Annotated in this window: 15 protein-coding genes; 10 read left to right on the forward strand and 5 right to left on the reverse strand. The window is 65.9% G+C overall.

Features of this window, described 5'->3' with window-relative positions; genetic code table 11:
- Nucleotides 1-87: 87 nt before the first annotated feature.
- Genes hpaE through hpaH form a run of 3 tightly spaced genes read right to left on the reverse strand, consistent with a single transcriptional unit; the run spans nt 88 to nt 2,854 of the window.
- Nucleotides 88-1,626, reverse strand: a complete 1,539-nt coding sequence (gene hpaE / locus FJV43_RS28340) for a 5-carboxymethyl-2-hydroxymuconate semialdehyde dehydrogenase (RefSeq protein WP_239622299.1) — start codon at nt 1,624-1,626, stop codon at nt 88-90.
- Complete coding sequence (locus FJV43_RS28345) at nt 1,619-2,017, reverse strand: 5-carboxymethyl-2-hydroxymuconate Delta-isomerase (RefSeq protein WP_239622300.1); 399 nt, start codon at nt 2,015-2,017, stop codon at nt 1,619-1,621. Before FJV43_RS28345 ends, hpaE begins: the two co-directional genes overlap by 8 nt.
- 30 nt (nt 2,018-2,047) lie before the next feature.
- The gene (gene hpaH / locus FJV43_RS28350) at nt 2,048-2,854 is read right to left on the reverse strand and encodes a 2-oxo-hept-4-ene-1,7-dioate hydratase (protein WP_239622301.1); all 807 of its coding nucleotides are present in this window, start codon (nt 2,852-2,854) and stop codon (nt 2,048-2,050) included.
- 111 nt (nt 2,855-2,965) lie between these two features.
- Between hpaH and hpaR the strand changes: the two genes are divergently transcribed.
- From hpaR to FJV43_RS28400, 10 genes are all read left to right on the forward strand, one after another.
- Nucleotides 2,966-3,496 carry a homoprotocatechuate degradation operon regulator HpaR gene (hpaR, locus tag FJV43_RS28355; protein WP_239622302.1) on the forward strand — a complete coding sequence of 177 codons (531 nt, stop codon included), beginning with the start codon at nt 2,966-2,968 and terminating at the stop codon, nt 3,494-3,496.
- A gap of 115 nt (nt 3,497-3,611) precedes the next feature.
- Nucleotides 3,612-4,697 carry a malate/lactate/ureidoglycolate dehydrogenase gene (locus FJV43_RS28360; protein WP_239622303.1) on the forward strand — a complete coding sequence of 362 codons (1,086 nt, stop codon included), beginning with the start codon at nt 3,612-3,614 and terminating at the stop codon, nt 4,695-4,697.
- 162 nt (nt 4,698-4,859) lie between these two features.
- Nucleotides 4,860-5,636, forward strand: coding sequence for an aldolase/citrate lyase family protein (locus FJV43_RS28365; RefSeq protein WP_239622304.1), 777 nt, complete (start codon nt 4,860-4,862; stop codon nt 5,634-5,636).
- A 95-nt stretch (nt 5,637-5,731) separates the two neighbouring features.
- Complete coding sequence (locus FJV43_RS28370) at nt 5,732-7,255, forward strand: altronate dehydratase family protein (RefSeq protein WP_239622305.1); 1,524 nt, start codon at nt 5,732-5,734, stop codon at nt 7,253-7,255.
- A 240-nt stretch (nt 7,256-7,495) separates the two neighbouring features.
- The gene (locus FJV43_RS28375; RefSeq protein ID WP_239622306.1) at nt 7,496-8,014 is read left to right on the forward strand and encodes a PAS domain-containing protein; all 519 of its coding nucleotides are present in this window, start codon (nt 7,496-7,498) and stop codon (nt 8,012-8,014) included.
- Complete coding sequence (locus tag FJV43_RS28380; protein WP_239622307.1) at nt 7,992-9,299, forward strand: methyl-accepting chemotaxis protein; 1,308 nt, start codon at nt 7,992-7,994, stop codon at nt 9,297-9,299. The genes FJV43_RS28375 and FJV43_RS28380 overlap by 23 nt, the downstream gene beginning before the upstream one ends.
- Nucleotides 9,300-9,563: 264 nt before the next feature.
- Nucleotides 9,564-12,833 carry a transglutaminase family protein gene (locus tag FJV43_RS28385; protein WP_239622308.1) on the forward strand — a complete coding sequence of 1,090 codons (3,270 nt, stop codon included), beginning with the start codon at nt 9,564-9,566 and terminating at the stop codon, nt 12,831-12,833.
- Nucleotides 12,834-12,860: 27 nt separating this feature from the next.
- Nucleotides 12,861-15,386 carry a circularly permuted type 2 ATP-grasp protein gene (locus FJV43_RS28390; RefSeq protein WP_239622309.1) on the forward strand — a complete coding sequence of 842 codons (2,526 nt, stop codon included), beginning with the start codon at nt 12,861-12,863 and terminating at the stop codon, nt 15,384-15,386.
- Nucleotides 15,383-16,261, forward strand: a complete 879-nt coding sequence (locus FJV43_RS28395) for a transglutaminase family protein (RefSeq protein ID WP_239622310.1) — start codon at nt 15,383-15,385, stop codon at nt 16,259-16,261. Before FJV43_RS28390 ends, FJV43_RS28395 begins: the two co-directional genes overlap by 4 nt.
- 157 nt (nt 16,262-16,418) lie before the next feature.
- Nucleotides 16,419-16,871, forward strand: coding sequence for a hypothetical protein (locus FJV43_RS28400; protein WP_239622311.1), 453 nt, complete (start codon nt 16,419-16,421; stop codon nt 16,869-16,871).
- Nucleotides 16,872-17,096: 225 nt separating this feature from the next.
- Here the strand turns inward: FJV43_RS28400 and FJV43_RS28405 are convergent, their stop codons facing one another.
- Together FJV43_RS28405 and FJV43_RS28410 are read right to left on the reverse strand one after the other, a co-directional pair.
- Complete coding sequence (locus FJV43_RS28405; protein WP_239622312.1) at nt 17,097-17,921, reverse strand: phosphodiesterase; 825 nt, start codon at nt 17,919-17,921, stop codon at nt 17,097-17,099.
- Nucleotides 17,922-17,989: 68 nt separating this feature from the next.
- Nucleotides 17,990-19,270: an ABC transporter substrate-binding protein gene (locus FJV43_RS28410; protein WP_239622313.1), complete on the reverse strand. Its 1,281-nt coding sequence runs from the start codon at nt 19,268-19,270 to the stop codon at nt 17,990-17,992.
- Between the last annotated feature and the right edge of the window lie 12 nt (nt 19,271-19,282).

The raw sequence follows: 19,282 nt of genomic DNA on the forward strand, positions 1-19,282 counted from the left end.
GTCATTCCGGGGCGGCTCGAAGAGCCGAACCCGGAATCTCGAGGTTCCGGGTCCGATGCTTCGCATCGTCGCGGAACGACGGCGGTTCTAAGCTCCCAGTCTCTGAATCTTGTGCGTGCCCCGCGCCAGCGAGACGTGCTTGGTTTCCATGTAGAAGTCGAACGAGTAATCGCCGCCGTCGCGGCCGATGCCCGAGGCCTTCATGCCGCCGAACGGCGTCGGCAGGTGGCGGACGTTCTCCGAGTTCAGCCAGATCATTCCGGCCTCCAGCGCATCGGCCACGCGCAGCGCCCGGCCCATGTCGTTGGTCCAGACATAGCCGGTGAGGCCATAGCGGATGTCGTTGGCGATCTCGATCGCGTCCGTCTCGTCGCGGAACGGCAGCACGGTGAGGAACGGCCCGAACACCTCCTCCTGCGCCACGCGCATCTTGCCATGCGCGCCGGTCACCAGCGTCGGCTCGACATAATGTCCGCCGCCGGGCCCGTCATAAGCCTTACCGCCGACCGCGATCGTCGCGCCGTCCTGGCGCGCGACGTCGAAATAGGAGCAGACTTTTGCGAGGTGCCGCTCGTGGATCAGTGGCCCGATCTCGGTGGCGGGATCGAGGGGATGGCCGACCTTCAACGCCTTCACGCGCGCGGCCAGCTTCTCCACGAATCTCTCGGCGATGCTCTGCTGGATCAGCAGGCGGCTCGACGAGGTGCAGCGCTCGCCGTTGAGCGAGTAGATCATGAACACGACGGCATCGAGCGCGCGGTCGAGATCGGCGTCGTCGAACACGATGACGGGATTCTTGCCGCCGAGCTCGAAATGCACGCGCTTCAGGGTCGGCGCACCCTGCATCATGATGGCCGAGCCCGTCGCGCTTTCGCCGACGAAGCCGATCGCCTTGATCGCGGGATGCTCGGTCAGCGCCTTGCCGGCCTCTTCACCGAAGCCGTGGACGGTGTTGAGCACGCCGTCGGGCACGCCGGCTTCCTTGACGAGCTTCGCCAGAATGGAGGCCGTCACCGGCGACCATTCGGCCGGCTTGTGCACGACGGTGCAGCCCGCAGCGAGGGCGGGGGCGATCTTCCAGGTCGAGAGCATGAACGGCGTGTTCCACGGCGTGATCACGCCGACGGGGCCGATCGGCACGCGGGTCGAGACGTTCCAGTGCTCGTCGCTCGGCGTGTTGAGGCCGTCGCGCGCCTCCGCGCTTTTGTCGGCGAAGAAGCGGAAATTCTCGGCGGCGCGGATCGCGGCCTTGGCCATGAAACGATAGGCCTGGCCGGTGTCGATGCATTCGAGCACCGCGATGTCTTCGGCATTGTCCTCGATCGCATCGGCCACGCGATTCAGCAGCTTGCGCCGCATCGCCGGTCCCATGTCGCGCCAGGACTTGAACGCAAGCGCAGCCGCGGTTGCCGCAGCGTCGATGTCCTCCGCATTGCCGCGGGCAACGCTTGCGAGCGCGGCGCCATCGACCGGGGATTTCGTCTCGAACGTTTCGCCCGAGATCGAGGCGACGACCTTGCCGTCGATCATGTGGCCGATGCCATCGGCGCGCAACGTCTCCAAGAGCGGTGCGACGCGGTCGCGGTTGGCCTGGAACACATCGGCATTCGGCGTGGGCTTATCCATGGGCGGCCTCCGCTTTCAGGGCGTCGTGGATGTTGTTGCGCTTCCAGCTGGTGTCCTTGTCGTTGATCTGCATGTCGAACGACAGGGCGAACCTGCTGGCGGCGAAGACGGGATCGAGATGTTTCGAGAGCGCCTGGAAGACGTGCTCGCCGGCGTTCTGACGTGTCTTGAGATCGCGGCCCTCGCCGATGCGCAGCACCATGTCGAGAAAGCCGTAGTCCTGGCGGGCGTCCGCGATCGCATAGTGCTCGCAGCGGATGGCGCGAACGCGGATGCCGCCGAGCGGGAAGATGCCAGTCTCGCTGGCTGCCTTGCGCACGACCTCACACACCGTGCCGATGTCGAGACGGCCGTCGAGATTGGCCGAATATTCGATCGTGAAATGCGGCATCGCCGTTTCACTCCCTGTCTTCTTGTTGGCCTAAGCGAAGTAGCAACTCACCGAGCCGTAGGCGCCATAATCGGCCTGAATTGTGTCGCCCTTGCGGGTCTCGATCGGACGGATGAAGGATCCCGCGAGCACGACCTGGCCGGGCTCCAGCGCAAGGCCGAGCGGCGCGATCTTGTTGGCGAGCCAGGCCACGGCTGTGGCGGGATGATTGAGTACGCCGGCCGCAAGGCCCGTCTCTTCCAGCTGGCCGTTCTTGAAGCAGAGCGCGCCGATCCAGCGCAGGTCCGCGTCCAGCGGACGGATCGGCCGTCCTCCGAGCACGATGCCGGCATTCGCGGCATTGTCGGCGATGGTGTCGAAAATCTTTCGCGTCGCTTTCGTGGTCGGATCGACGCGTTCGATCCGCGTGTCCAGGATCTCCAGCGCCGGCACGACGAAATCGGTGGCGTTGAGGACGTCGAACATCGTGCAGTCGGGGCCTGAGAGCCGCCTGCTCATGACGAAGGCGAGCTCGGCCTCGACGCGCGTCGCGATGAAGCGCTCGGTCGGAACGATCCCGCCATCGGCAAAGAACATGTCGTCGAGCAGTACGCCGGAATCGGGCTCGTCGATGTTGAGCGCGCTCTGCATCGCCTTCGAGGTCAGGCCGATCTTGTGGCCCTTGACGATGCGCCCTTCGGCGATCTTGACCTCGACCCAGGCCTTCTGAATCGCGTACGCATCGGCGATGGTGATGTCAGGGAATTCCTGCGACAGCTGCCGGATCTGCGTGCGGGTCTTCTCCGCCTGGTGCAGACGCCTCGCGCAAGCTCGGATATCATCGTTGGAAAGCGCCATCTTTAGTCTGACAAATCGTGGTGCCCGGAGATACTTAACATGTTAAGTGAATGCGTCAAACACAATTCGGGCTTGCTGCACTGCAAACATTCTGCGGCTTGAAGGGGCGTCATGACGAAGAAACCCGCCGATCCCGCCAACGGAGGCGCGCCTGCCGCAGGACCTGCCGCAAGACAGGTGCCGATGCGCGACTTCTCGCGCTCGCTGCCGATGTCGCTGCTGCGGGCCCGCGAGGCGGTGATGCGGCAGTTTCGTCCCTCGCTGCGCGAGCACGGCTTGACCGAGCAGCAATGGCGCATCCTGCGCGCGCTCGCTTCCATCGAGGCGGTCGAGGTCACGGAACTCGCGCGCACGGCGTTCCTGCTCGGGCCGAGCCTGTCGCGCATCCTGCGCGATCTCGAAGCGCGCAACCTGATCGAGCGCAAGACCGCCAAGACGGATCAACGCCGCAGCATGGTGTCGATCTCGAAAGACGGCGTGAAGCTGATGGCCTCCGTTGCGCCGACGTCCGAAGCGATCTACGCGGAGATCACGCGCCGCTTTGGCGTACGCAAGCTTGCCGAATTGCAGGAGATGCTCGGCGAGCTCGAACGGAGTCTCGCGGGGCTCGGCGCCAGCGAGGAAGCAAGTCCCGAGGAGTGAGAGCAGATATGCGCTCCCATGCGGCAGCGGCCATGGACATGGTCGCGTTTTTTCGCTCAAGTGCCGCCGAAGCCGATCGCTGCAAAGTCGGCGCCGGGGAGACAGACAGGCCGTCATGGTCACCATTCAGGTCCAGAAGCTGATCGACTTCGTCAGCGAAGTCTTCGCGCATGCGCAGTCCTCGCCGGAGGAGGCCAGGCGTATCGCCACCTATCTGACCACGGCGAACCTGACCGGCCATGACAGCCACGGCGTGATCCGCGTTCCCGTCTATATCCGCTGGCAGAAGACCGGATCGGTCGTCCCAAATCAGAACGCGGAACTCGTGCTCGACACGCCCTCGCTCGCGGTGATCGACGGCAAGTTCGGCTATGGCCAGACCGTGACGCCGCAGGCGGTCAGGATCGGCATCGAGAAATGCAGGAAGGCCGGGCTTGCCGCGGTCGCGCTGCGCAACGCCGGCCATATCGGCCGCGTCGGCGATTGGGCCGAGATGGCGGCGGCCGAAGGTCTCGTCTCCGTGCATTTCGTCAATGCCGCGGGCTCGCTGCTGGTCGCGCCGTTCGGCGGCGTCGAGAAGCGGCTGTCGACCGCGCCGTATTGCGTCGGCATCCCGCGTGAGGGCCAGGACCCGATCGTGCTGGATTTTGCGACCTCGGTCGTCGCCGAGGGCAAGGTGCTGGTCGCGAGCCGCGGCGGCAAGAAGCTGCCGAAGGGCGCACTGGTCGATTCCGACGGGACCTTGAGCGAGGATCCGGCCGTGCTCTACGGCCCCTACACGCCGGACGGGCCGCGCGATCACACCAGGGGAACGGGCGCGATCCGTGCCTTCGGCGAGCACAAGGGATCGGGCCTCGCCTTCATGTGCGAACTCCTGGGCGGCGCGCTGACCGGAACCGGCGCCACCTCGGGTGGGCGGCGCTTTGCCAACGGCATGCTGGCGTTCTATGTCGATCCGAAAGTCGTCGACACCTCCAACCTTTTCGACGCCGAAGTGTCGCGCTACGTCGATTTCATCCGCGCTACCAAGCCGATGGCCGGGGTCGATCAGGTGCTGATTCCGGGCGATCCGGAGCGAAAGACCCGCGCTGAGCGGACCCGGAACGGCATCCCCTTGCCGGATGACACCTGGGCGGCAATAGTGAACACCGCCCGTGAGGTCGGTGTCAGCGAAGTCAGCATCCAGAGGGCGACGGCTTAGACGCGTTTCGTCATTGCGAGGCGCGCCAGCGACGGAGCAATCCAGAGTGTCATCGCGGAGAAATTCTGGACTGCTTCGCGGAGCCCGTCATCGGGCCGCGCTTCGCGCGGACCCGGTGGCTCGCAACGACAGTGAGTGAGATCAACAAAGAAGGAAGGCAACGTGGCGAATAAAGTCAAAGAGATCTGGAAGTCGGGCAAGGCGGTCGTCAACGCGTGGCTTGCGATACCCTCCGGCTTCTCGGCCGAGATGATCGCGCAATGCGGCTTCGACAGCGTCACCGTCGACATGCAGCATGGCGTACAGGACTATCTGTCGATGGTGCAGTGCTTCCAGGCCATGGACAAGCATCCGATCACGCCGATGGTCCGCGTGCCCTGGAACGAGCCCGGCATCATCGGCAAGGTGCTCGACGGCGGCGCCTATGGCGTGATCTGCCCGATGGTCAACACGCCGCAGGAAGCCCGGAACCTCGTCTCGTATTCGAAGTACCCGCCGAAGGGCGTCCGCTCCAACGGCCCGATCCGCGCCGGCATGTACGGCACCGCCGGCTCCTACCAGAAGACGGCCAACGACGAGATCGTGCTGCTGCCGATGATGGAGACCCGGACCGCGGTCGAGAACATGGAAGCGATCCTCGATGTCGAAGGCATCGACGGGGTCTATATCGGCCCGTCCGATCTCGGCTTCTCCTACGGCCTCGAGCCCAAGCTCGATCGTACCGAACCCGAGATCCTCGCGATCTACGACAAGATCATCAAGGAGTGCGGCAAGCGCGGTCTGAACCCGGGCATCCATTGCAGCGGCGCGGAAGGCGCGGCGCGCGCCATCAACATGGGCTTCAAGCTGGTGACGCTGTCCAACGAGGTCGGCCTGATGACGACCTACGCCAAGATGCAGGTGAACGCCACCCGCAAGGATTCGGGCGGCAAGGCCTGAGCTCTGGGCGAATGGCAAATAGGGAGGGGCGATGGCGCCGCTCCCTTTTCCATTCGCTCCTCACCGTTCGCTATTCGCCTCCGAAGGAGACTCCCATGACCATCAGCCCCGTCATCCGCCTGCATCCCGATGATGGTGTGGTGATCGCGCGCGCGAGCCTGCCGCCTGGAACAAGCGTGGCTGACGGCGTGACCACGGTCGATCGCATTCCCTCCGGCCACAAGGTCGCGATCAAGCCGATTGCGTTGGGCGAGCCGATCAAGCGCTACGGCCAGATCATCGGCTTTGCCACGGTGCCGATCGCGCCGGGCCAGCACGTGCACGTGCACAATTGCGGCATGGGCGATTTCGCCAAGGACTATGCCTATTGCGCCGACGTCAAGCCGACGCCGAATTTCGACCTGCCGGCGACCTTCGAGGGGATCCGCCGCCCGGACGGCCGAGTGGCCACGCGCAACTATATCGGCATCCTCACCTCGGTGAACTGCAGCGCGCATGTCGCGAGCCTCGTCGCCGACGTCTTCAAGAAGAATCCCTTCACGGGCGACAACCCGCTGGCCGACTTCCCCAACGTCGACGGCGTGGTCGCGCTGACCCACAAGACCGGCTGCGGCATGACGCAGAACGAGCCCTTGGCGCTGCTCCGCCGCACGCTCGGCGGCTATGCGCGGCACGTCAATTTCTCCCATGTCATCGTGCTCGGCCTCGGCTGCGAGGTGAACCAGATCGGTGGTCTGATGGAAGAGCAGAAGCTCGCCGGCCGCCTGCGCGCGATGGACATTCAGGAGGTCGGCGGTACCCGCAAGACGGTGGAGGCGGGCATTGCCTTCGTGCGCGAGGCGCTGGCCGACGCCAACAAGGTCAGGCGGGAAACGGTGCCGGCCAGCGAGCTCACCGTGGCCCTGCAATGCGGCGGCTCGGACGGCTATTCCGGCGTATCCGCCAATCCCGCGCTCGGCGCGGCGAGCGACCTCATCGTGCGCCATGGCGGCACCGTGATCCTGTCGGAGACGCCGGAGACCTACGGCGCCGAGCACCTGCTCACGCGCCGCGCCGTCAGCCGCGAGGTCGGCGAGAAGCTGGTGGATCTGATGCGCTGGTGGGACGAGTACACGACGCGCGAAGGCGCCGAGATGAACGCCAATCCCAGCCCCGGCAACAAGGCCGGCGGTCTCACCACGATCCTGGAAAAGTCGCTCGGCGCGATGGCGAAGGCCGGCACCACCAACCTCGTGGAGGTACTGCGCTACGCCGAGCCCGTCACCAAGAAGGGCTTCGTCTTCATGGACACGCCCGGCTACGATCCGGTGGCTGCGACCGGGCAGGTCGCCGGCGGCGCCAATCTGGTCTGCTTCACCACGGGCCGCGGCAGCGTGTTCGGCTGCAAGCCGGCGCCCTCGATCAAGCTCGCCACCAACACGCCCATGTACAAGCGAATGGAAGATGACATGGACGTCAATTGCGGCACCATCCTCGAAGGCGAGGAGAGCGTCGCGCAGTGCGGCCAGCGCATCTTCGATCTCATTCTCAAGACCGCTTCGGGACAGCCGACCAAGAGCGAGAGCTTCGATTTCGGCGGCGCCGAGTTCGCGCCCTGGGTGCTCGGCGCGACAATGTAGTCGCGTTGGGCGAGCGCCGTCGCGCGAGCGCAGTCAAAGGCCGCTCAAACCGAGGCCGGCGATGATGTCCGCAGCGCGTGTGATGGTCCAAGGTGCAACGATCGTGCGATAGGTAGTGATACGGAGGCAAGGCCTCCCGCAGGAGTTCCCGGGATTACATCTGGTTAACACTGTTGTCGTAGACAGGCTGTGATGCGCCTCCGCGACGTTGCGGGCCGGCCTTTGTCGAGGATCGAACAGATGCAAGCGATACGTCCCACTGGGGTGGAAAATCTCCTCGGTGAGGAAGAACTGATCGTATCGAAGACAGATCTCAAAGGCCGCATTACCTACGCCAACGACGTCTTCATCCGCATGGCGAAATTCTCCTGGAAGGAGCTGATGGGCGCGCCCCACAGCCTGATCCGCCATCCGGACATGCCGCGCTGTGTCTTCAAGCTGTTGTGGGACACGCTCGCGGCCAAGCAGGAAATCTTCGCCTACGTCGTCAATCTCGCCAAGGACGGCAGCCATTATTGGGTGCTCGCTCACGTCACCCCGACGCTCGACGATCGCGGCGACATCGTCGGCTATCATTCCAACCGCCGCAAACCCGATCCGGCGCAGATCGAGCGCATCAAGCCGATCTACAAGGCTCTGTGCGCCGAAGAGGCGCGCCACGCCAACGCCAAGGACGGCATGCGCGCGAGCTTCGAGATGATGGTCGGCCTGCTCAAGCAAAACGGTGTCGCCTACGATGAATTTGTGCTCTCTCTCTAAGGCGCAAGCCGCTGCCGGCCTTGCCTGTCTGCTCGCCGCTGCTGCCCTTGCATTGTCGGTGGCCGGCGCCCTGACGGCGGCCCCCGCCGGCGTGCTGCTCGGCTTGATCGTGGCGCTGCTCGGCTACACGCTCTGGAATCAGCGCCGTTCGCTGGCTGCGATCGATGAAGCCGCGGAGGTGTGCCGCAAGGCCGCCCATGGCGATCTGGAAGCGCGCGTGTTCAGCGATCGGCAGCCCGGCCGCATCGGAACGATCCAGAAATCGGTCAACGACATGCTCGACATTACCGATGCCTTCGTCCGCGAAGCCTCGGCGTCGATGGACTACGCCAGCCGCGGCAAGCATTTTCGCAAGATCCTGGCGCGCGGGCTGCCCGGCTCGTTCCGCCGTTCGGCCACCGTGATCAATTCGGGCACCGACAGCCTCGGCCGCCGCGTCGTCGAGATCGCCGAGCTCGCCAAGCAGTTCGGCACCCACCTCGATGAGGTCGCAGGCGGCCTGATGAGCGCCGCGACCGATCTCGAATCCGACGCCGGCCAGATGGCCGCGGCGGCCGAGACGACGAACCGTCAGACCTCCGGCGTGCGCAGCGCGTCCGATCAAGCCTCCAGCAACGTCGCGACGGTGGCGAGTGCGGCAGAAGAGCTGGCGTCATCGATCGCCGAGATCGGCCGTCAGGTGGCCGGCTCGACCGCGAGCACGGGACGGGCGGTGAACGAGGCCAATCGCGCCGGCAGCGAGATCCGTTCGCTCGCCGACGCGGCGCTGCGGATCGGCGACGTCGTCAGGCTGATCAGCGAGATCGCCGAGCAGACCAACCTGCTGGCGCTCAACGCCACCATCGAGGCGGCGCGGGCAGGGGAAGCCGGCCGCGGTTTCGCGGTGGTGGCCTCCGAGGTCAAGAGCCTCGCCAACCAGACCGCGAAGGCGACCGAGGAGATCAGCGCCAAGGTCGGCGAGATGCAGCAGTCGACGACCAACTCGGTCGCGGCGGTCGAGGCGATCGCGCAGACCATCGCCGAGATCGACGCGATCACCGCCGCGATCGCAACCTCCATCGAGCAGCAGGGTCTCGCCACTCGCGAGATCGCCCACAATGTCCAGCAGGCGTCGGCCAGCACCACGCAGGTGTCTTCCAACGTCACCGGCATCAGCGAAGCCGCCGCCGACACCGGCCGTGTGGCACGCCGCGTCAACAGCGCCTCCGAACGCGTCCACGGCGAGGTCGAGACGCTCCGGCGCGAGGTGACGCAGTTCCTGCAGCGGCTGACCTCGGCGGCGTAGGGCTTTCGGCGACGGCACGCCGCCAACCCCCTTGTGGGAGAGGGTGGCTTCGCTGAAAGCGAAGCCGGGTGAGGGGGTCTCTATCCTCACGAAATGGTCCAGCGAGCGGCTGACTGCGTAGCTCTGCAGCCTCGCCGGTGCGGCCGAACAACGACCACCATCACCGCCCCGCACCTTACCTAGGCACGGTCTGCCCGTTGTTAGTGCTTGATCGCACCGACATCAGGTGTTCTGCTCAAAAAAGCTGCTGGAGCATCGCACCCCGTGTCGATCTACGTCGCATTACACCACGTCACGCACTACAAATACGACCGCCCGATCGACCTTGGCCCGCAGACCATCCGCCTGCGGCCGGCGCCGCATACGCGCACGCCGATCCTGAGCTATTCGCTCAAGGTCACGCCATCCAATCATTTCGTGAACTGGCAGCAGGATCCGCAAGGCAACTGGCTCGCTCGCTACGTCTTCCCGGAGAAGACCACCGAGCTGAAATTCGAGGTCGACTTCACGGCGCAGATGACCGTGGTCAACCCGTTCGACTTCTTCGTCGAGCCCTATGCCGACAGTTTTCCGTTCGAGTACCCGAAGGATCTCAAGACGGAGCTGGCGCCGTATCTCGAGACCGTCAAGCCCGATCGCCTGTTCGCGCAATATCTCGACTCGATCCCGACTGAAGCCCCGAACACCGTCAACTTCCTGGTCGATCTCAATCGCGAGCTCCAGAAGAAGATTCGCTACATCATCCGGATGGAGCCGGGGGTGCAGACGCCGGAGGAGACGCTTGCTTCCTGCGCGGGGTCATGCCGCGATTCCGCCTGGCTCCTGATCCAGACGTTCCGCCATCTCGGCCTCGCCGCGCGTTTCGTTTCCGGCTATCTCATCCAGATCCGTCCCGACATCGATCCGATCGAGGGACCGCCCGAAGTCGAGAACGACTTTACCGATCTGCACGCCTGGGCCGAGGTCTATCTGCCGGGCGCGGGCTGGATCGGATTCGATGCGACCTCCGGCATGCTCGCGGGCGAGGGGCACATCCCGGTCGCCGCCACGCCGCATTATCGCTCCGCGGCGCCGATCTCGGGCGGTGCGGGCTTTGCCGAGGTCGAATTCGCCTTCGATATGAGCGTGCGGCGCATCCGCGAGGCGCCGCGCATCACGAAGCCCTTTTCCGATGAGGCATGGGCGCGCCTCAACGATCTCGGCGAGCAGGTCGACGGCGATCTCGCCGCGCAGGATGTTCGGCTCACGATGGGGGGCGAGCCGACCTTCGTCTCGGTCGACGATCTCGAGGCGGCGGAATGGAACACCGACGCCGTCGGCCCGACCAAGCGCGCGCTCGGTGACGATCTGATCCGCCGCTTGCGCACGCGCTTCGCACCGGGCGGCCTTTTGCATTACGGCCAGGGCAAATGGTATCCGGGAGAGAGTCTGCCGCGTTGGGCCTTCGGCCTTTACTGGCGCAAGGACGGCGTGCCGATCTGGAAGAACGCCGACCTCATTGCCAAGATCGAAAATCCGCGCCGCGCCGAGGTGAAGGACGCCGAGGCCTTCATGGAAGGCACGGCGGCCCGGCTCGGCCTCGATGCCGGCTACATCATGCCGGCTTATGAGGACACCGCGTACTGGCTCCAGAAGGAGGCCGAGCTTCCCGTCAACGTCGATCCCTCCGATTCCAAACTGTCGGATCCGGAAGCCCGCGCGCGGATGGCGCGCGTGTTCAACGAGGGCCTCAACACACCGCGCGGCTTCGTGCTGCCGGTGCAGCGCTGGAACGCCCCGCCGCGCTGGCGCAGCGAGCGATGGCAACTCCGGCGCAATCATCTGTTCCTGATGCCAGGCGATTCGCCTCTCGGTTTGCGCCTGCCGATCGGGTCGCTCGGTTACGTCCCGCCTAACCAATATCCCTACATCGTCGAGCAGGACCCGATGGAGGCGCGGGACAAGCTGCCGGTGTTCACGCTCGCCGCGCGTCCGGAATCTCCGCCGCGGGCCGCGCCCGAGCATCTCAACACCTCCGTCCCGGTGCGCACCGCGATGTCGGTCGAACTCCGCGACGGCGTGCTCTGCGCCTTCATGCCGCCGGTCGAGCGCATCGAGGACTATCTCGAACTGGTCGCCGCGCTCGAAGCCACCGCGGAGGAGATGCAGCTGCAGGTCCATGTCGAGGGCTATCCGCCGCCGTTCGATCCGCGCATCGAGGTCATCAAGGTGACGCCCGACCCTGGTGTCATCGAGATCAACGTCCAGCCGGCGAAGAGCTGGCGCGACGCGGTGGAGATCACCTCCGGACTCTATGATGACGCGGCGAAGGTGCGACTCGGCGCCAACCGCTTCCTGGTCGACGGCCGTCACACCGGCACCGGCGGCGGCAATCACGTCGTGGTCGGCGGCTCAAGCCCGCAGGACTCCCCGTTCCTTCGCCGCCCCGATCTCCTGAAGAGCCTCGTGCTGTACTGGCAGCGGCATCCGTCGCTGTCCTATTTCTTCTCCGGCCTCTTCATCGGCCCGACCAGCCAGGCGCCGCGCATCGACGAGGCCCGGCACGACAGCATCTATGAGCTCGATATCGCGCTCTCGCATGTGCCGCCGCCGGGCACCCAGGCGCCGCTGTGGCTGGTCGACCGCCTGTTCCGGCATCTGCTGGTCGACATCACCGGCAACACCCACCGTGCCGAGATATGCATCGACAAGCTCTATTCGCCGGAGGGACCGACCGGCCGGCTCGGCCTCGTCGAGTTCCGCGCGCTCGAAATGCCGCCCGATCCGCGCATGTCGCTGGCGCAGCAGCTCCTGATCCGCGCGCTGATCGCCAGATTCTGGCGCGAGCCGCAGGCCGGCAGGTTCGTGCGCTGGGGCACCGCGCTGCATGATCGCTTCATGCTGCCGCACTTCATCTGGGACGATTTTCTGGAGGTGCTCACCGAGCTGAAGCAGTTCGGCTACCCGTTCGAGCCGGAATGGTATCTGGCCCAGCTCGAATTCCGCTTCCCCGCCTTCGGCCGCGTCCATCATGGCGGCGTGACGCTCGAGCTGCGCCAGGCGCTGGAGCCCTGGCACGTGCTGGGTGAGGAGGGCTCGGCCGGCGGCACCGTGCGCTATGTCGACTCATCGGTCGAGCGGCTTCAGGTCAAGGCGGAGGGCTTCGTCGAGGGCCGCCACATCGTCACCTGCAACGGCCGCCGCCTGCCGATGACCCCCACGGGCCGCTCGACTGAAGCCGTGGCCGGCGTCCGCTTCAAGGCCTGGCAGCCGGCCTCCGGCTTGCACCCGACCATCCCCGTTCACGCGCCTCTGACGTTTGATCTGATCGATACCTGGAACGGCCGCTCGCTCGGCGGCTGCGTCTATCACGTCGCCCATCCCGGCGGGCGCAGCTACGACACCAAGCCGGTCAACACCTACGAGGCCGAGGCGCGGCGGCTGGCGCGCTTCCAGGATCACGGCCATACCCCGGGTCCGATGCAACCGCCGCCCGAGGAACGCACAAATGAGTTTCCGCTGACCCTCGACTTGCGGACCCCGCTCCTGCAATGAGTATGATGCGGGGGCAGGGAGACGCGCATGGGCGAGGGCGCAGCCGAACAGGATGACAAGGCGGAGAAGGCGCAGGGCCAGCGTGAAGGCCAGCGCCGCCTCGCGCAATGGGTCCGCGACTATCGCCGGCTGCCCGGCATCCCCGACGAGTTCTTGGGCCCGGACGGCGCCCCGCGCGCGGTCTGGAGCCGCTTCTTCGACGCCTTCGGCGCGCTGGCGCCCGACGAGATCGAGCGGCGCTTCGGCATGGCCGACCGCCATCTCCGCGAAGCCGGCGTTACCTACCGCGCGCCCGGCGACAGCGCCGACCGGCCGTGGTCGATCAGCCATCTGCCGCTTCTGATCGACGAGGCCGACTGGCGGCAGCTTTGCGCCGGCATCACCCAGCGCGCCGAGCTGCTGGAGAGCGTGCTGCGCGACATCTATGGCGAGGGCCGGCTCGTTGCCGAGGGCGCGCTGCCGGCGGCCGCGATCGCCGGCAGCCCCGAATATCTTCGTCCCGTCTGCGGCGTGCCGCCCCCCGGCGGGCGCTATCTCTCGCTCTATGCCGCCGATGTCGGCCGCGGCCCCGACGGCCGCTGGTGGGTGCTCGGCGACCGCACCCAGGCGCCATCGGGCGCGGGCTACGCGCTGGAGAACCGTCTGGTGCTCTCGCGGGCCTTCTCCGACCTCTACAAGTCGATGAACGTGCCGCGCGTCGCGCCGTTCTTCGAGGCGTTCCGCGACAGCCTTCGTGCGCGCGCCGACCGCGACGAGCCGCGGATCGGCGTGCTCACCCCCGGCAGCTTCAGCGAGACCTATTTCGAGCATGCGACGCTGGCGCGCTATCTCGGCTTCCTGCTGGTCGAGGGCGACGACCTCGCGGTCAGCGACAACCGCGTCCACATCCGCACCGTGGCCGGCCTGAAGCGGCTCGACGTGCTGTTGCGCCGGGTCGATTCCAACTCGCTCGATCCGCTCGAGCTCGATGCCTCCTCGCGGCTCGGGGTCCCCGGCCTGATCGACGTGCTGCGCAAGGACGGCGTCGTCGTCGCCAACATGCCGGGCTCGGGCGTCCTGGAGGCGCGGGCGCTGCTCGGCTTCCTGCCGGCGCTCAGCCGCCGCCTGCTCGGGGAAGACCTGAAGATGCCGCACATCGCGACCTGGTGGTGCGGCCAGCGCGCGGCGCGCGACGAGGTGCTGGCGCGGCTCGACGAGGTCGCGATCGAAGGCGCCTACCGGCGCGGTGTGCCCGGTTTCGACAGCAGCGGTCCGGTGCTCGCGAGCGAGCTGGACGCCGCCGACCGCCGGCGCCTGGTCGACGCCATCACCGCGCGCGGTATGGACTATGTCGGCCAGGAAGTGGTGCGGCTCTCGACCATGCCGGTGTGGGAGCAGGGCCAGCTCACGCCGCGTCCCTTCGTGCTGCGCGTGTTCGCGGCCGCCACGCCCGACGGTTGGGCCATCATGCCCGGCGGGTTCTGCCGGATCGCCGAGCAGGCCGATGCGCGCGCGGTCTCGATGGGCGACGGTGCGCGCGCCGCCGACGTCTGGGTGGTCTCCGACAAGCAGGTCCCGACCGCGACGCTGCTGCCGGCGACCGACAAGGTGCGCATCCGCCGCATCGCCGGCGTGCTGCCGAGCCGCGCCGCCGACAATCTGTTCTGGCTCGGCCGCTATCTCGAGCGCGCCGAGGCGACGCTGCGGCTGGTGCGCGCTTTGGGCTCGCCGAGCGGGCCCAACAAGGGCACTGCGGCCTCGCTGCAATCGGCCGAACGCATCCAGCGTCTGCTGGTGGCTTGGGGCGCGATCTCGCAGACGTCGCGGGCGGCTCCCGGGCGCATCACGGCCGAAGCGTTGCAGAGCGCGGAGCGTTTCGGCTCGGCACTGTCGCTGGTGCGCGCGGCACAGCGCACCGCGACCTCCTTGCGCGAGCGCCTGTCGCCCGATGCCTGGCAGGTGATCACCGAGATGGCCGAGCGCCTCGCCATCGAGGTGGAGGGCGAGGACAGCGTGCTGAGCGCCGCCGAGCTGACCTTGCAGGAGCTGGCGAGCTTTGCAGGCCTTGCGCAGGAGAACATGAACCGCGCCGCCGGCTGGCGCTTCCTCGACATCGGCCGCCGCATCGAGCGCGCCATCAACACCACGCGCTTCACCCGCCAGTTCGCCTATGACGAGGCCGGCGACGAGGATCTCGACATCCTGCTGACGCTGGTGGATTGCCAGATCACCTACCGCTCGCGTTACCTGCTGGCGCCGATCCTGGCGCCGGTGCGCGACCTCGCCGTGCTCGACGGCTACAATCCGCGGTCGGTGGCGTTCCAGGTGACGACGCTGAACGAGCACATTGCCGCGCTGCCGAGCTTGAAGGAGCACGGCCTGATCGAGAAGCCGCAGCGGCTCGCGGTGGCGATGCAGGCGATGCTCGCGACCGCGGATGCCGAGAAGCTCGAGGTCAAGACCCTGTTCGCGCTGGAGCAGGATCTGCTCAGCCTGGCCGATGCGATCGGGCAGCACTACTTCCCGCACGGTCCCAATGCCAGCCGGCCGGAAAAGCTGACGGGGCTGGCGTGATCTACGACATCCGTCACGTCACCACCTACGAGTACGAGCATCCCGTCAGCTTCGCCCGCTGCACGCTGCGGCTGGAGCCGAGAAGCGGCGGCGGCCAGGAGCTGATCTCGCACGATCTCGAGATCCATCCGCGCCCGGCCGAGCGCAATGTGCGGCGCGATTTCTTCGGTACGCTCACCGAGAGCGTCGTGATCGAAGCCGCGCATCGCAATTTGCGCATCGACTCGCGCTCGCGCGTGTCGGTGTCGCGCCAGCCGCCGCCACGTGATGCGTCGAGCCCGTCCTGGGAGAGCATTCGCGACCTTGCCTTCGAGGCGAGGAGCCTCGGGCCGGCTTCGCCCGTCGGCTACGTCTTTGCGAGCCCCTTGGTGCCGGTGCTGCGCCCGGTCAGCGCCTATGCCGCGGAGAGCTTTGCGCCCGGCGCGGGCATCCTCAAGGGCGCGGTCGATCTGATGCATCGCATCCGCAACCAGTTCCGCTACGACCCCAAGGCCACGGTGATCTCGACACCGCTCGACGAGGTCTTCGACAAGCGTCACGGCGTCTGCCAGGACTTTGCCCATGTGATGATTGCAGGGCTGCGCGGGCTCGGCCTGCCGGCCGCCTATGTCAGCGGATATCTGCGCACCATTCCGCCGCCGGGCCGGCCGCGTCTGCAGGGCGCCGACGCCACCCATGCCTGGGTGTCGCTGTGGTGCGGGGCGGAGCTTGGCTGGGTCGATCTCGACCCGACCAACGATGTTCTCATCGGCAACGATCACATCGTGCTTGCGGTCGGCCGGGATTTTTCCGACGTCTCGCCAGTCGACGGCGTCATCGTCGGCTCGCAGAAGCAGAAGCTCGGCGTCGCCGTCGACGTGCTGCCGGTGGAGTAGGGCGGGTACTCATAAGCGTCGGCTGGCCAACGCAAAGCGAAAGTCTGCCATCTGGAATGTGATCGGCAGCTTGTGACCCTTAGCGGACCTAGCAGTCTTACCAGTAGCGGATTAGAACTATGGCGGAGATTGCCAATTATATCGGGGTGGTGGCGCGATGATGGATCAACTCGAGCTTGCGGCGCTACATCGGAGAAGCGAGGCCGATCCTCCAAAACGCGAAAGGCACACCTTCGACTTTGTCGTCAACGGCGTGTCTCTCTTCAAAGCTACTCAGGCGTCTGCCTCTGACATGTGTGGGTGTCTTTCTGATGCTTGTTTCGAGCCTGATCTGGCCAGCCGCTTCAATGTCAAGGCGGTGAATATGCTCACGTTAGACCTACAAGCTGGAGTTGGTCACCGTGCTGTTTTGTTTGGTTGCCCCGAATGTGCTGACCTCGCTTGCGGAGTCATCACGGTCCTTGTCTCTCGGGACGAAAACTCCGTCCAGTGGTCTGACTTTGCATACGAGAACGGGTTCGAACCTGAAATCAAAAGGGCCGACGTAGGCCCGTTCGTTTTTGATTGGGCCGCGTATCTCGCGGCATTCTCCCGCGTGCAAGAGCTTTAAGTCAGCTTGTGGCCCGGTGCTGACCTGCCCTCGCAACTCGGCGACGTCTGCTTTCGGGAGGTGAGCCGGCCAAGGTGGTGCAGGGTGCCAAGGGCAGCCTTTGACCCATCTCCGACCTCTAGGGTAAGGGATGTCAACGCGCCGCAATAGAGACAGAGCGGACTCTACAAGGAGTGCCGCGCGGGTTTATGAGGACTCGCCATGGAAATGGTCGGCGCTCGCCGGTCATCGAACCATGGTGTCGCGATCCCAGGCCTTGTAGTCGGGCGAACCTTGGGTGCGGATGGGACCGTCGTAGCCGTATTCCACCATGTGCACGGTCACGTAGTCCTCCCCGAGAAAAGCGACGCCGTAGGATTGCGGCAGGTCGCAGGCGCTCAGCAGCTTCGTCTCGGAGAAGAGCGGAAAGCTCGCATGGTTGGTGCCGCGCAGCGACGAGACGGGCACGCCTGCAATCGAGCCGGCAAGAGGCAAGTGACAATGCCCGAAGAAGACGTGGCGGATCTTCGCCCGATGGCGACTGATGAGACGTCGGAACACTGCATCGTCCAGCAGGCCGATCTGGTCGAACGGGACGAGATGCACCGGCATCGGATTATGGTGCATGAAGATCAGGAACGGCCCGTCATGCTCGGCAAGCCGTGCCTCGAGCCAGCCGAGACGATCCTCGCAATAGCGGCCGGCGTGCGTTTCCGGATGGGCGGTGTCGAGGAACAGGCAGCGGCCGGCGGCGGTATCGTGGATGCCCTGGACGAAGCCGTTGTCGTCGGCGAGGTCGGGGAACACGCTCAGGAAGGCGGCGCGCCGGTCGTGGTTGCCGATGCACAGCCGGATCGGCAGCGGATATTCGTCGATGCGCTGCTTGAGCCATTGATAGTCGGCGAGATCGCCCCAATCCGAGAGGTCGCCGGTGATCACCATCAGTTCAGCGTCATGATGATCCGTCAACGCATGCGCCAGCGCCCGCTCGAAATTGGCGCGCGGATCGCGGCCGCCGATGGTCGAGCCGGGCGCGGTCAGGTGAATGTCGCTCAGATGAAGCAGTTTCATCGCCATCTCCAGTCATTGGGGCGGCACGGGGCGCCGATGGCGTCCCGTGCCGGCGGATGTCAGGATATTCAGCGCGCCGCGCCGGTGGTCTTCGGCAGCAGCTTCTGCACGTCCGCGGTCATGTCGGCGAGGACGGCCTCGGGCTCCTTGGCGCGGGCGCCCGAGATGATCGAGTTGAGATGATCCTTGATCACGTCGGTGATCTTCAGGCCGTTGTCGCCGGGGAAGGCGTACCATTTGGTGAGCAGCGCGAGCTGGCTGACCGCGGTGTAGTTATTGGGGTTCTTGACGTAGAAGTCCTTCAGATAGACGTCGTTGGCGACCTTGTTCGGCGGCATGTAACCGGTGGTCTCCGCCATGATCGCCGCGCCCTTGGGGCCGGTCCAGAACTTCACCGCTTCCCAGGCGGCGTCGCGCTTGGCCTTGTCCTTGGCGAGGATCAGCACGACATTGCCGCCGGCCGGCAGCCTGCCGGCCGGAGAGACGACGTCCGGGAACGGAATCGTCTTCAGCGCGAACTTGCCGCCGGTCATCTGCGTGACCTTGTTGAGGTCAGAGGTCGAGGTGATGTGGAATCCGGTCTTGCCGGCCGCGAACGCCGCGCGCATCGACGGCTGGTCGAGATTGGGCATGCCGCCCTCGTTGACGAGGCGCGCAATCGTGTTGATGGCGAACTTGCCTTCCGCCCCGTCGAACGCGACCTTGGTCTCGTCGGCATTGAGCATGGTGCCGCCGCGCGCGAAGACCGGCGCCTGCCACAGCCAGTTGCCGGTGATGTCCCAGGCATAGGTGACGCCGTTGGTGTCGTTGCCGAGCGCCTTGACCTTCTTGGCAAGTGCGATCAGCTCGTCCCAGCTCTTCGGCAGGTTGTTCACGTCGCCGCCGGCCTGCTTCACGAGGTCGAGATTGACGTAGACGATGGGCAGGGAGATCGCAAAGGGAAGGGCGTAGACTTTGCCGCCGGCGGTGCCGATGTCGTACATCGCCTGGTGGAAGCCCTGCTTGTCAAAGTCCTTTTCGGCCGCGATGTAGCCGCCGAGCTCGGCCGGGATGTTCTTGTCGACCAGGACGCGGATGCGGTTCAGGCCTTGGAAGGACACGTCCGGCATCTGGTTGGTCACGGCTTCCCGCAGCACCTTCTGGGTGGCGTCCTCGTAGGATTCGTAAGGAGCCCGCATGGTGACCTTTATCTCCGGGTGCACCTTGGCGAACTCCCCGGCGATGCGCTTGTGGGTCTCTGTGAACAGCTCCGGATAGGGATACTGCATCACGATCTCGGTCTGGGTCTGCGCGAGGGCAGAGCCGGCCGCAAGCGACAGAGCCGCCGCGGCGATGATGGACTTCAGCATGGATAGACTCCT

Source organism: Bradyrhizobium sp. I71 (assembly GCF_022354745.1).
GTDB lineage: Bacteria > Pseudomonadota > Alphaproteobacteria > Rhizobiales > Xanthobacteraceae > Bradyrhizobium > Bradyrhizobium liaoningense.

Bases quoted from the DNA above. Each gene is read 5' to 3' on its own strand.
- hpaR (WP_239622302.1), top strand. From the start codon at position 2,966: ATGACGAAGAAACCCGCCGATCCCGCCAACGGAGGCGCGCCTGCCGCA.
- FJV43_RS28400 (WP_239622311.1), top strand. From the start codon at position 16,419: ATGATGGATCAACTCGAGCTTGCGGCGCTACATCGGAGAAGCGAGGCC.
- FJV43_RS28370 (WP_239622305.1), top strand. From the start codon at position 5,732: ATGACCATCAGCCCCGTCATCCGCCTGCATCCCGATGATGGTGTGGTG.
- FJV43_RS28410 (WP_239622313.1), bottom strand. From the start codon at position 19,270: ATGCTGAAGTCCATCATCGCCGCGGCGGCTCTGTCGCTTGCGGCCGGC.
- FJV43_RS28405 (WP_239622312.1), bottom strand. From the start codon at position 17,921: ATGAAACTGCTTCATCTGAGCGACATTCACCTGACCGCGCCCGGCTCG.
- FJV43_RS28390 (WP_239622309.1), top strand. From the start codon at position 12,861: ATGGGCGAGGGCGCAGCCGAACAGGATGACAAGGCGGAGAAGGCGCAG.
- FJV43_RS28345 (WP_239622300.1), bottom strand. From the start codon at position 2,017: ATGCCGCATTTCACGATCGAATATTCGGCCAATCTCGACGGCCGTCTC.
- hpaH (WP_239622301.1), bottom strand. From the start codon at position 2,854: ATGGCGCTTTCCAACGATGATATCCGAGCTTGCGCGAGGCGTCTGCAC.
- FJV43_RS28375 (WP_239622306.1), top strand. From the start codon at position 7,496: ATGCAAGCGATACGTCCCACTGGGGTGGAAAATCTCCTCGGTGAGGAA.
- FJV43_RS28360 (WP_239622303.1), top strand. From the start codon at position 3,612: ATGGTCACCATTCAGGTCCAGAAGCTGATCGACTTCGTCAGCGAAGTC.
- hpaE (WP_239622299.1), bottom strand. From the start codon at position 1,626: ATGGATAAGCCCACGCCGAATGCCGATGTGTTCCAGGCCAACCGCGAC.
- FJV43_RS28380 (WP_239622307.1), top strand. From the start codon at position 7,992: ATGAATTTGTGCTCTCTCTCTAAGGCGCAAGCCGCTGCCGGCCTTGCC.